10 protein-coding genes and 1 pseudogene are annotated in these 10,552 nt (G+C 64.5%); 6 read left to right on the top strand and 5 right to left on the bottom strand.

Features of this window, described 5'->3' with window-relative positions; all coding sequences use genetic code 11:
• The 3 genes and pseudogenes from ACFMO5_RS14010 to ACFMO5_RS14000 form a co-directional block, all read left to right on the top strand.
• On the top strand, positions 1-1,515 hold a 1,515-nt coding region (locus tag ACFMO5_RS14010), incomplete at its 5' end, for an O-antigen ligase family protein (RefSeq protein ID WP_376793367.1).
• A gap of 62 nt (positions 1,516-1,577) precedes the next feature.
• Positions 1,578-1,991, top strand: a complete 414-nt coding sequence (locus tag ACFMO5_RS14005; protein ID WP_376793366.1) for a GtrA family protein — start codon at positions 1,578-1,580, stop codon at positions 1,989-1,991.
• Positions 1,992-2,121: 130 nt separating this feature from the next.
• Positions 2,122-2,313, top strand: a pseudogene (locus ACFMO5_RS14000) (SelT/SelW/SelH family protein); the annotation flags it as partial.
• Between the two features lie 101 nt (positions 2,314-2,414).
• On the opposite strand, the gene ACFMO5_RS13995 reads toward ACFMO5_RS14000, so the two are convergent.
• From ACFMO5_RS13995 to ACFMO5_RS13975, 5 genes are all read right to left on the bottom strand, one after another.
• Complete coding sequence (locus ACFMO5_RS13995) at positions 2,415-3,725, bottom strand: CpaF family protein (protein ID WP_376793365.1); 1,311 nt, start codon at positions 3,723-3,725, stop codon at positions 2,415-2,417.
• The gene (locus tag ACFMO5_RS13990; protein ID WP_376793364.1) at positions 3,722-4,819 is read right to left on the bottom strand and encodes a response regulator; all 1,098 of its coding nucleotides are present in this window, start codon (positions 4,817-4,819) and stop codon (positions 3,722-3,724) included. The genes ACFMO5_RS13995 and ACFMO5_RS13990 overlap by 4 nt, the downstream gene beginning before the upstream one ends.
• A 292-nt stretch (positions 4,820-5,111) precedes the next feature.
• Positions 5,112-5,813, bottom strand: a complete 702-nt coding sequence (nfi, locus tag ACFMO5_RS13985) for a deoxyribonuclease V (RefSeq protein ID WP_376793363.1) — start codon at positions 5,811-5,813, stop codon at positions 5,112-5,114.
• A 2-nt stretch (positions 5,814-5,815) separates the two neighbouring features.
• Positions 5,816-6,997, bottom strand: a complete 1,182-nt coding sequence (locus ACFMO5_RS13980) for a response regulator (protein ID WP_376793362.1) — start codon at positions 6,995-6,997, stop codon at positions 5,816-5,818.
• 272 nt (positions 6,998-7,269) lie between these two features.
• Positions 7,270-7,644, bottom strand: coding sequence for a 4a-hydroxytetrahydrobiopterin dehydratase (locus ACFMO5_RS13975; protein WP_376793361.1), 375 nt, complete (start codon positions 7,642-7,644; stop codon positions 7,270-7,272).
• A gap of 422 nt (positions 7,645-8,066) precedes the next feature.
• On the opposite strand from ACFMO5_RS13975, the gene tpiA reads away from it, so the two are divergent.
• From tpiA to ACFMO5_RS13960, 3 genes are all read left to right on the top strand, one after another.
• Positions 8,067-8,831 (top strand): triose-phosphate isomerase, encoded by a 765-nt coding sequence (tpiA, locus tag ACFMO5_RS13970; protein WP_376793360.1) that lies wholly within the window; start codon positions 8,067-8,069, stop codon positions 8,829-8,831.
• Between the two features lie 7 nt (positions 8,832-8,838).
• Positions 8,839-9,900, top strand: a complete 1,062-nt coding sequence (locus ACFMO5_RS13965; RefSeq protein WP_376793359.1) for a ketopantoate reductase family protein — start codon at positions 8,839-8,841, stop codon at positions 9,898-9,900.
• A gap of 42 nt (positions 9,901-9,942) precedes the next feature.
• Positions 9,943-10,552: ABC transporter ATP-binding protein (locus ACFMO5_RS13960; protein ID WP_376793358.1), on the top strand; the 610-nt coding region annotated here is incomplete at its 3' end.

Here is a 10,552-nt window from a genome sequence, read left to right as displayed (position 1 = left end):
CTTACGCGGCCCGCCACTTACAGGAATTCCACGAATCGGGATGACTGCGGATCCATGGGACAGAGCGCCCGGAACCTTCGGCTGAGCGTTGCATTATTCGGCTACGAGCTGTTATGGGGGCTGGGGGCCTTCGGCCTGGGCCTGCTGCTGATGTGGAGGCCATGGATCGTTGTCGGAGCCGCCACCGCCTTCACCGGATTGATCGTCCTCCTGCGGATCCCCGAGGCCGGCCTCGGGGCGGCGCTGCTCACCGGGCCGCTGGCGCCGCTGGAGAACGAGCGCTGGCATCCCCCTCTGAACAGCGCTCAGCTGTTCCTGGGCCTGGCCCTCCTGGCCTGGCTGTGGCGCGGGCTGGCGCATCGATCGCTTCCCCTTCCCCGTTGGAGGTGGGATTGGGCCTACGGGCTCTTCCTGGGCTATGCCCTCCTCTCCCTGTCCTGGGCTCCGTCCTGGGAGGATGGGCTCCCGGAGTGGATCAAATGGGCGCAAATCGGAGGGGTGGTGATCGTCGTCCTCAGCGCTTCCCCGCGCGCCCAGCGCCTTCTTCTTGGCATTGCTTTGATCTCCGGAGCCCTCCAGGCCAGCGCTGGGATCTGGCAGGCCTTCCTGCGCGGGAGCGGCCCGGAGCACTTCCGACTCCCCGGCCTTCCTTTCTATCGAGCCTACGGGACGTTCCAGCAGCCCAACCCCTTCGCCGGGATGATGGGTCTGATCGCTCCGGTGGCGCTGGGCCTCGCCTTCGGGCTCCTTCGCAGCCCACAGCGATCGGTTCGGGAGCTGTTGATCGGGCTGGGCGCGCTGGGCCTCGGGGGCCTCGCCCTCTTGGCCATGGCCGCTTCGTGGTCTCGGGGGGCATGGCTGGGGGCCGCCATCGCCGGGGGGACGTTGCTCTGGATGTTGCCCTCTCGAAATCGATGGAGGATCATCGCCCTGGCGACCCCGATGTTGTTGGGAGCGCTCTGGTGGACGATGGGGGAGATCCCCACACCGATCCGAGCCCGCCTGGCCGGAGTAACGGAAGAGCTTCAGATCGCCGACGTGCGCGGGGCCGTGGTGAACGAGGCGAACTTTGCGATCATTGAACGGTTGGCCCATTGGCAGGCCGCCGTGGAAATGGTGCGGGCTCATCCATGGTTGGGGGTCGGGTTTGGGAATTACGCCGCGGCCTACCCAGGCTACGCCCTCATCCGCTGGCCGAACCCCCTGGGCCACGCGCATAATATCTACCTGAATATGGCCGCGGAGACTGGTCTGGTAGGTCTCCTGCTTTACCTGGTGCTCTGGATTGCGATCGGGTACCAAACCTGGCAAGCATGGCGGCGGAGCTCCGGATGGCGGAGGGGATTGGCCGCGGGGCTGATGGGCGCATGGGCACATTTGCATATCCACCAGTTCTTCGATAATCTTTACGTGGCGAATTTGCCCTTGCTGATCGCGCTATATGGGGCATGGGTAGAGATCTTGAGCCGGGAGCAAGGAGCCTCCCTGACCTCCGGGCCCCCTCAAACATCGTGAACGGAGGCGATAACGTGGAGAGAAGACTTCCCATGCGGCCCGCCTTAGGGGACCTTTTACGAATGTATCGTCGGGAGATCGTGCGCTTCATGAAGTTCTGCGTGGTGGGAACGGTCGGTTTCGTGGTGGACACCGGAATCCTGAACGGCCTCATTTTCCTGGGCGGATGGATCCCCATCTGGGCCAAGGCCGTCTCCTTTACCGCTGCGGTGATGAACAATTTTCTGTGGAACCGCTACTGGACCTACCCGGACTCTCGGTCCAAACCGATCTGGCAGCAGATCTCTCAGTTCTTCATGGTGAACACGGCAGGACTGGGGATCAACCTGGCTGTGTTCGGGACAGCCTCCGGGCTGCTGATCCCCCGGCTGGGGATGAAGTGGGGGGTGAACCTCGCCCAGGTGATCGCAGTTGGGGTGGCCCTCTTCTGGAATTTCCTCGCCAATCGGCTGTGGACGTATAACGATGTGCCGTGATCCCGGCAGCGAGAGCCTCTGAGGCTGTCAGGTCCGCCACAGCCTCAGAAACCTTTTCCAATCTTCACGACGGAGGCTTGCAATGCTGCAGGTGGAGATCGAGTATTGCGCGGTCTGAGGGTACCTTCCCCGAGCGGTCAGGTTGACCGAGGAGCTGCTGAAGGAATTCGAGGGACAGGTGGCCTCGTGGACGCTCATCCCATCCAGCGGGGGCGTCTTTGAGGTCCGGGTGAACGGAGAACTGGTGTTCTCCAAGAAACAGCTGGGGCGTCACGCGGAGGTCGAGGAGATCCGTCAGGCGCTGGCCGCCCGGCTGAAGTAGGGAGACCTCTCCCAGCCCGGCGGCTCGCCCTCGAAGGCGGACGGAAGAGGATCGCGGGGCCGGTCGCCCAAGGCGACCGGCCCCGCGGCCTCGGTCTTGACCTAACGCATCCGGCCCACTGGGAACGTCCCCACCCCAAAGATCTGGGGGGAAAGCCGGATGCCAGCGGCCTCCAGGCGGGACATGAAATGGGGGCGGATCCCGGTCGGCCGATGGACCCCTTCCACCTTCCCCTGCTCTTCCCCAATCGCTTTCGCCTGGAAAATGAAGAGGTCCTGCAGCACCACGGTATCCCCTTCCATTCCCTGGATCTCCGTGATCCGAGTGATCTTTCGCGAGCCATCCCGCAGCCGCTCCTGCTGCACGATGAGATCGATCGCCGAGGCGATCTGCGTGCGAACAACCCGGAGGGGGAGATCCATCCCGGCCATCAGCACCATGGTTTCCAGCCGGGAAAGCGCATCCCGGGGGCTGTTGGCGTGGATCGTGGTCATGGAGCCCTCGTGGCCGGTGTTCATCGCCTGGAGCATATCCAGGGCTTCCGGCCCTCGGCATTCCCCCACGATGATCCGATCGGGCCGCATCCGCAGGGCGTTGATCACCAGGTCGCGGATGGTGACCCTGCCCGTCCCATCGGGCAGAGCGGGCGCTGCCTCTAAGCGCACGACATGGCGTTGTTGCAACTGAAGCTCCGCGGCATCCTCAATGGTGACAATGCGCTCATCCTCAGGGATGAACGCGGAAAGCACGTTCAACAGCGTGGTCTTCCCCGAACCGGTCCCTCCGGAAACCACAATGTTCAAGCGGGCGATGACACAGGCCCGCAGGAACTCCGCCATCTCCGGGGTCATGGTCCCGAAGCGAATGAGGTCCTCCACCGTCAGCCGCCGGGCCGGGAACTTCCGGATGGTAATGGTGGGTCCGTTCAAGGCGCACGGCGGGATGATCACGTTCACACGGGAGCCGTCCGGGAGGCGGGCATCGGCCATCGGCCAGGTTCGATCCGCCTTGCGCCCCAGGGGCTTGAGGATCCGATCAATCACCTCCATTACGTGCTGATCATCCCGGAACCTCACGTCCACTTCAACAATCTTTCCGTCCCGCTCTACGTAAATCTGCGAGGGGCCGTTGACCATGATCTCTGTGATCGAAGGGTCCCGCACCAGCGGCCCGATCGGGCCGTATCCGACGACTTCATCGCCCACCTCATCGAGCAGCCGATCCAACATCTCTGGAGGCAGGGAGATGCGCGCGGAGGCCAACAGCTGGGTCACCCGATCCCGAACCCATGACCAGTTCTCAGGGGTCATTCCCATCGGCGGAGGCTCCGACCCCTTCTGAAGCTGTTGAATCAACCAGGCCCGAAGCCGGGTGTAATGCTCTGATGACAGGGGCAACTCCTGCCGGCTCATACAGGCTTCCCCTCCTTCATCAGCTGTAGGATCTCCTCGACCCATTCCTGAATCCGGTTGGCCGTGGGGCTCTCCGGCTCGACCGCCTGAATGGGGCGGCCCTCCTGCAGTGCCCGATGGGCCGTCACCGGATCCACCGGCCAGACCTGAACGGGCCAGCCGCCCAGACGGTTCTGGATCTCGATCTCCGTCCACGGTTCCGAAACCACCCAGCGTCGCACCCAAACGAGCTCGACCCGAGGGGGTCGAAGCCCCAGCTCCTCCAAATGGCGGAGCACGATCCGCGCCCTTCGCAACCCGGGTGTATGGCTCTCAAACGTGAGGAAAACCCGCTGGCATCGGGGGAGGATCCGAGCGGCCACGAGGCCAACGGGATCCCCCATCAGCCAGACCAGAAACCGCGCCTGGGCGGCCAGCCGCTCGGCCACCCGCTGCACGACCGCCGCGCTGGGCGTTCCATAGACCGACCAGATCCGAAGCTGCTCCTGGAGTGGGATCAGGCCTTGGATGGGATCCCGGCCGGCTTCCAGATCCTCCGCCCTCAGGCGAGGTTCCACATCGAAGACCATCGCCCCCCGTCCGATCCCCTCGACATCGACCAGGAGCGTAGGAGCATGGGTGGCCAGCGCGGCGGCCAGGGCTGGGGCCAAGAACTCCCCCGCTCCACCGGGCCAGCTCTCGCCACAGGCGATCTCCAGCGTCCGACCGCCGGTGCCTTGAAGCGGGCGGGCCGCCTCCAGCACCTCCTGCACGGTTTGCAGGAGGGTCTCGGCGGAGACCGGCTTGGTGAGGTAGGCGTGAACGTTCAAGAGCTTCTGAGCGGCCGCAGGGGTGACCTGAGACTTCGCGGTCAACACAATCACAGGCATGCCCGCCAGGTCTGTCCGACGGCGCATGGCCTCCAGGACTTCATAGCCATCCATCCTCGGCATCATGAGATCCAGGATCATCAGGTCAGGATACTCCTGACTCATGACCTCCAGCGCCTGGAGGCCATCCTCCGCGTAGAGGATCTCATGGCCTGCACGACGGAGCACCAACCCAATCAGCCGACGAGCATCCGGATCATCATCAACCACCAGCACTCTCGCCATGGGATTTCTCCTGTTGCGAAGAAAAGTTTTCTCCGAGGTGGAGGCCGCCTACACGGCTTGCACCGCGGAGTTGGACCTCGGGCGAACGGACAGCCCGACTTCTCGCCCGGGCCCTCCCCCTGGGCCATGCAACCCCCTCCCCCCTTTCCCCTCCCCACAGCCCGAAGGGCCGGAGGGGGAAAGCGGAGAGGAAAGGAGTGTTCTGCTTGTATAGCCCTCGGGATTTTGGGGAATCGGTGGACCGCCTTCAGCGGCCGCCTCGTCCTCAAAACCCTTAGGAGAATGGGTGGACTCAAAGCAAGCGGGGCTGCCGGGCGGAAGAGACCACATCCGCGCCCCCAGCCGCCAGATGGGCCAGACGGGTGGGCTCCGGAAGCCGATGGCCGCGGACGCAGGCCATCACCGTCATGATCGCGTTCTCCAAGGAGATCCGATGGCCGATCGAGACGAACAAGGGGCTCGCGCCCGCTTGCGTGCGCAACACGGCGCCGATGATCTCCTCCCCATCCCAAAGCGGCGTCCAGGCGCCGGGCACATCCGGCGGCATCTCGTAACGTCCCCACAGCTTGGACTTCGCACATCCGATCGACGGAAGATCCAGATAAACCCCGAGATGGGTCGCGATCCCCATCCGCCGGGGGTGAGAGATCCCATGGCCATCGACCATCAACACGTGAGGGATAAGAGCCAAGCGGTTCAGGGCCGCCAGGATCGCCGGGGCTTCTCGAAAGGCCAGCAAACCCGGGATGTATGGGAAGGTCACCGGGACCTCGGCAACGGCCTGGGCGAGCGGCGTGAGGTCGGGGAACCGCACCGCCACGGCGGCGGCACGGGCGATATCGCCCCGGAAGCCGACATCCACCCCGACGATCACTGCCCCGGGATCCGGCTGAGGTCCCTCACGGATCACCAGGGAGCGGAGCTGCTGTTGGATCGCCACCGCCTCCTCTGGAGAAACATCCCACGGGTGGGGATGACGGGCCTGGATGGGCATCTTCACCTCGTGAGCGCCACCAAACGTCGGGCCAGCTCGCGGAACTGCTCCGCCAATAAGCCATCCGGCTGAAGCATCACAATCGGAACCCCCTGATCGGCGGCCTGATGGGCCAGCTCAGGAGCGGGGGAGATGAAACCGATGGGCTCCAGCGAGAGCGCTTCTTCGATCTGCCGTCGGGTCAGGGCGACCGCTGAAACCGCGCGGTTCACGATCACCAGCCCGATCTGCTGAGCCCCCCACCCCAACTGTAACAAGACGTGGATCACATCCTGCGCGTGGATCAGCGCGAGGGAGGTGGGCTCCATCACCAGGACAAGATAACGCAGTTCTCCTAATAGCGTCCGAGTTCCATCGTCCAATGTGTGCCCCATCTCGAAGAGCACATAATCGCCTAGCGTGGCCAGATGTCGGGCCAAGGTGCGAATGTGGGCGGTGGAAAGCATAATCGGCCGCGGTGTATAAGGAGCCAAAAGCATCCTTAACCCGCTCACATGGCGCGTCAGATATTTCTCTATAGTAGGAGGATCCAGCTCCTGGGGTGGATACGCGAGGACATTGGGCAACCCCAGAACATGGGAGAGCCGAAGCAGGTGGGCCAATCCTCCGTGCGGGGCCAGATCGGCCAACACCACCCGCGGATAACGGAAATCCGGTGGGGGGGTTCGAACCGTAGGAGGCAGGTGGCCAGCGCCCTGTGCCAGGGTCACCGCCGTGTTCAGCGCTACCGTGGAGGTCCCCACACCCCCTTTCACCCCCAGGAAGCCGATGGTGGCGGCGTGAACGCCAGCCGTGGCCTCCGCCTTCAAGCGGGCAGTCCGCTGCAGCAGGGCCTCCACGCGGGAGATCAATTCCGCCGGATGAACCGGCTTGGTCAAGTAATCATCCGCGCCCGCCTGGAACCCGGCGATCTTATCCGCCACCGCCGTCTTCGCCGTGAACATTAAGATCGGGATCCCAGAGGTCCGCGGGTTCGCCCGCAGGCGCCGGCAGACCTCCAGGCCGTCCATATCCGGCATCATCACATCCAGGATGATCAGATCCGGTTGCTCGGTCTCCGCTTTCGCCAGGGCTTGAGCGCCGCTGGTTGCTGGGGTGACCCGATAACCCTTACGCTGAAGCATCAAGCTCGTCAGCTTAACCGTTTGCAGATCGTCATCCGCCACTAGGATCAGTGCAGCCATTCGGGGAACGCTCCCGCCTGTATCGGTTTCCTTGTAGGGGCTTTGGGGCGGAGCCGGGCGCCAAAGGCGCTCGGCTCCGCCTTAACAACCGTTTTCATCCTCCTCGCAGCCCTCTGGGCTGCGGGGGGAGCGAACGATGGCGGTGGGGCCCTTTCCTCTCTTTTCGCGAGCTCCGAACGGTGTAACTCATAACCACGAGCAAAAAGATCATCACTCCAGATTGGGGACGATTGAACTAGAGGAGATGAAAATCTCCCATCCCTCCGAGGGGATTAATCATGCAACTCTGATCGTTCGCGCAAGAACCGCCGGGCATAAAGGGCATCCGTCTTTGCAGCCATAATGAAGTCATTTTGATGCAAGCCACGGATCTTGTGGGTCCACCAGGCCACCGTCACCCGTCCCCAACGGGTGATGAGAACGGGATGGTGCCCTTCAGCCTCTGCGAGCTCCCCTACCTCCACCGTGAACCGAAGGGCTTCCCGGAAGTTCGGAAAGCGAAAGGTCCTCTCCAGCTGGGGGGTTCCTTCCCGCACCACCACTTGCCATTCCGGGACGTTAGGGAGCAACGCCGCGATCTCATCCTCCATGAGGGGCGGTTCGTCGCCTCGACACGGGACACATTTCATCTCCTCGAGCCCCATCATTACCTCCCTTACTTTACTTTAATATATATCGAGGGACCCGAATCCCCAGTCCTTGATCGGGGCGATCCACCGACTCGAGGGATGGGCAGGCAGGGATCACCGCTCCTCTTTCCTCCTGACCCACGATCTGCTTGCCGCATGAGCGAATGGCCATCGGATCCCAAGGAAGCCTCTGCTGCCCGTGTGGGAAGGAGAGAAGATATTTCTGAGTTCCCTCAGATTGTAAGTTAACACCATATCTATGGGGCGTCAACCGGATCACCTACAGAAAGGATGTAGAGGTAGGCCTTGTGCCCGCCCTGAGGCCCCCACAAGGGGCGCCCCTACAAAATGAGGCAAACGCCTACCGTGGCGGTGGACCTTGTGCCTGCCCCAGACCTCTGCATAATAAGCTTTTGGATTCCCTTCGAACGAGGTAAACCATGCGGCAGCCATTGATCGCTGGAAACTGGAAGATGAACAAGACGGTGGCCGAGGGAGAGGCGCTGGCCCGAGCGATCCAGGAGGGCCTGCAAACCCAGATGGTGGAAGTCGTGCTCTGTCCCCCCTTCATCGCCATCCCCGCGGTTCACGCGGTGATCCAGGGCTCCTCGATCCGCCTGGGAGCTCAGAACCTGCACTGGGAGGACGCAGGGGCCTTCACCGGGGAGATCTCCCCGGTGATGCTGAAAGAATGGTGCCAGTATGTGATCATCGGCCACTCGGAGCGGCGGCAGCACTTCCATGAGGACGATGAGATGGTCCGCCGCAAGGTCGCCGCCGCCTTGCGCCACGGCCTGACCCCCATCCTTTGCGTGGGGGAGACCCTGGCGCAACGGGAAGCCGGAGAAACCGGGGCGGTCGTGGCCACGCAGACCCGACGGGCGCTGGAGGGGCTCTCGCCGGAGCAGGCAGCACGCCTGGTGATCGCCTATGAACCGGTGTGGGCCATCGGAACCGGGCGCGCGGCCACAGGGGAGGACGCGGAGGAGGTGATCCGACGTTGGATTCGGGGAACCCTCGAGGCGATCTTCGGGGTGGAGGTCGCCCAGCGGGTGCGGGTCCTCTACGGAGGAAGCGTGACCCCTGAGAACATCGCGGAGTTCGTGTGCCGCCCAACCATTGATGGCGCGCTGGTCGGCGGGGCGAGCCTGAAGGCGGAGTCCTTCCTGGGGATCATCCACGAGACCGCCCGCGTGAAGGCCTGAGGCCGCTATGCCGATGGAAGCGGTCGCCGCCCGACGGATCCTGGTCTTCGGCGCAGGGGCGGTGGGGGGATATCTGGGGGCCATGTTGAGCGCCTTCGGCCATGAGGTGATCCTCCTGGGCCGTCCCCCTGTGATGGAAGCCATCCAGCGCCACGGGCTGACCCTCCTGCGTCCGGATGGCCTGCGGCTGACCACCTGGCCCCGCGCGGTTTCCGATTTGGATGCTGTCGAGGGGGAAGTGGATGCGGTCTTCCTAACCGTGAAGGCTTACGATACGGAGGCGGCGATCGCCGCTCTGCAACGGAAAGGATGGTCCTCAGCGCTCCTGTTCTGCTGGCAAAACGGCGTGGAGGGGGAAACGCGGCTGGCCGCCGCTTTCGGGGCCTCGCGGGTGGTGGCCGGAACCCTGACCCAGCCTGTCTCCGTCGCCGCGCCTGGAGTCGTCCGGCTGGAGCGGACGCGAGGCGGGCTGGGGCTGGCACCCATGGCTCCCGATCAAGCCCTTCGGGAATGGCGGACGATCCTACAACTGGCCGGGTTCTCCACCCGCCTCTATGCGGATCCCTTGGAGATGAAATGGTCCAAGCTGTTGCTCAACTTGATCGCCAACGCCACCTGCGCGATCCTGGATTGGCCGACGGGACAGGTGCTCCGGGATCCCCGGACGTTCGCGGTGGAGCGGGCGGCGTTCCGCGAGGCCCTCATGGTGATGCGGGCGCTGGGCCTGCGCGTCGTGCCGCTGCCCGGCTACCCGGTCCCGCTGCTGGCATGGGCGATGGCCCACGGGCCCGCCCCCCTAGTTCGCCCGCTCCTCGCCGCCCTGGGCGCTCGAGGCCGCGGAGGGAAGCTTCCCTCCCTGCACCAGGACCTGCGCCGAGGCGCCCGGTTGGAGATCGAGGCGTACTCGGGTGCCGTGGTGCGCCACGGCGCCCGTGTGGGGGTCCCCACGCCGGTCCACGCAGCCCTCGCCCGGATCCTGGAGGATCTGGCCAGCGGACGTGAGGATCCGGAGGCCTGGCGGGGCAACGTCGCCGCGCTGCTCGAGCGGACCGGCCTCGGCCGCGCTTGAAACGCCAAGCCCCCCGCAGCGCCGCATGGAGAAAGGATGCGGATGCCCCGTTTGCAGGTGATCGATTTAACCCGACGCTATGGGGAACTCGTGGCCCTCGATCGCGTGACGTTCGAGGTGGCCGATGAGGAGATCATGGTCATCCTGGGGCCGAGCGGGAGCGGGAAAAGCACCCTGTTGCGCCTGATCGCCGGGCTGGAGCCTCCGGATGCGGGGCGGGTTCTCCTCGACGGCCGGGACCTGGGGGGCGTCCCCCCTCACCAACGCCACATCGGCCTGATGTTCCAGGAATACGCCCTCTTCCCCCACCTCAACGTCTTCGAAAACGTCGCCTTCGGGTTGCGGATGCAGCGGCTTCCGGAGCACGAGATCCGGGAGCGGGTGAAGGCCCTCTTGAGCCAGGTCGGGCTCTCCGGCTACGAGCGCCGGGAGATCCACACCCTCTCCGGAGGGGAGAAACAGCGGGTGGCTCTAGCCCGGAGCCTCGCCCCGCGGCCGGCTGTGTTGTTGCTGGACGAGCCGTTGGGGTCCCTGGATCGGGCGCTGCGGGAGCAGCTGATGGGGGAGATCCGGGAGATCCTGAAAGCGGAGCGGATGACCGCCCTCTATGTGACCCACGATCAGAGCGAGGCGATGGCGGTGGCCGATCGGG

Origin of the sequence: Thermoflexus sp., from assembly GCF_042408365.1 — a bacterium.
GTDB lineage: Bacteria > Chloroflexota > Anaerolineae > Thermoflexales > Thermoflexaceae > Thermoflexus.
The sequence above is the reverse complement of the archived record's forward strand: the minus strand, read 5'-3'. Positions and strand labels throughout refer to the sequence as shown.

What these genes read in the sequence shown, in the direction of transcription:
- ACFMO5_RS14005 (WP_376793366.1), top strand. Translation starts at nt 1,578, where the DNA reads ATGTATCGTCGGGAGATCGTGCGCTTCATGAAGTTCTGCGTGGTGGGA.
- ACFMO5_RS13995 (WP_376793365.1), bottom strand. Translation starts at nt 3,725, where the DNA reads ATGAGCCGGCAGGAGTTGCCCCTGTCATCAGAGCATTACACCCGGCTT.
- ACFMO5_RS13990 (WP_376793364.1), bottom strand. Translation starts at nt 4,819, where the DNA reads ATGGCGAGAGTGCTGGTGGTTGATGATGATCCGGATGCTCGTCGGCTG.
- nfi (WP_376793363.1), bottom strand. Translation starts at nt 5,813, where the DNA reads ATGCCCATCCAGGCCCGTCATCCCCACCCGTGGGATGTTTCTCCAGAG.
- ACFMO5_RS13980 (WP_376793362.1), bottom strand. Translation starts at nt 6,997, where the DNA reads ATGGCTGCACTGATCCTAGTGGCGGATGACGATCTGCAAACGGTTAAG.
- ACFMO5_RS13975 (WP_376793361.1), bottom strand. Translation starts at nt 7,644, where the DNA reads ATGATGGGGCTCGAGGAGATGAAATGTGTCCCGTGTCGAGGCGACGAA.
- tpiA (WP_376793360.1), top strand. Translation starts at nt 8,067, where the DNA reads ATGCGGCAGCCATTGATCGCTGGAAACTGGAAGATGAACAAGACGGTG.
- ACFMO5_RS13965 (WP_376793359.1), top strand. Translation starts at nt 8,839, where the DNA reads ATGCCGATGGAAGCGGTCGCCGCCCGACGGATCCTGGTCTTCGGCGCA.